Raw genomic sequence first — 281 nt, forward strand, 5'->3', positions numbered from 1 at the left:
CGAGGCCTTCCGGCTCGAGGAAGATCTGGTGGCCTTCGCGATCGCCGAACTTCACGATCTTGTCCTCGATCGAAGGGCAGTAGCGCGGGCCGACACCTTCGATCGAGCCGGAATACATCGCCGAACGGCCGAGATTGAGGCGAATCAGCTCATGCGTCGCCGTCGAGGTGCGGGTGATGCCGCAATGGATCTGCGGGTTGGCGATGCGGTCGGTCATCAGCGAGAACGGCACCGGGTCCTCGTCCGCCGCCTGGCTCTCCAGCGACGCCCAGTCGATCGTG

The 281-nt window shown here is 64.8% G+C and carries 1 protein-coding gene; it reads right to left on the reverse strand.

The window, feature by feature from the left end:
* A partial coding sequence (locus EN818_RS32285; RefSeq protein WP_189524029.1) for an FAD-dependent oxidoreductase occupies positions 1-281 on the reverse strand: 281 nt, incomplete at both ends.

Origin of the sequence: Mesorhizobium sp. M3A.F.Ca.ET.175.01.1.1, assembly GCF_004791945.1 — a bacterium.
Taxonomy (GTDB): Bacteria; Pseudomonadota; Alphaproteobacteria; order Rhizobiales; family Rhizobiaceae; genus Mesorhizobium.